Genomic DNA, 264 nt, shown 5'->3' with positions numbered 1-264 from the left:
ATAGTATAGAATTGAATACTAATATCCTTTCCTGGCAATGCTTGACAAACCATTAGAACACGTTTACCAATACAAGCGTCTGTGAATGCTTTACCGCAGTTGCTCCAGAAATTGGTGCGGTCTAAAATCATATTGAAATAAGAAGCTTTGGTTTCAGCACTCTCTTTCAATGTCTTATTGTCAGCATCAAAAGGGTGCATGGTAATAGTAGGCGCTTTGCCTAGCATGAATCTTGATTGCTTATTAATAAGCTTCTGAGTTAAG

1 protein-coding gene is annotated in these 264 nt (G+C 37.5%); it reads right to left on the bottom strand.

Going from position 1 to position 264, the window contains the following annotated elements; genetic code table 11:
* Window positions 1-200 (bottom strand): hypothetical protein (locus tag QRT08_RS18465; RefSeq protein WP_286047462.1); only part of this gene is annotated, 200 nt, incomplete at its 3' end.
* Window positions 201-264: the final 64 nt, after the last annotated feature.

This window comes from Halalkalicoccus sp. NIPERK01 (assembly GCF_030287405.1).
GTDB lineage: Archaea > Halobacteriota > Halobacteria > Halobacteriales > Halalkalicoccaceae > Halalkalicoccus.
Note: the sequence above shows the minus strand (reverse complement) of the source record. Positions and strands in the feature narration are given on the sequence as shown.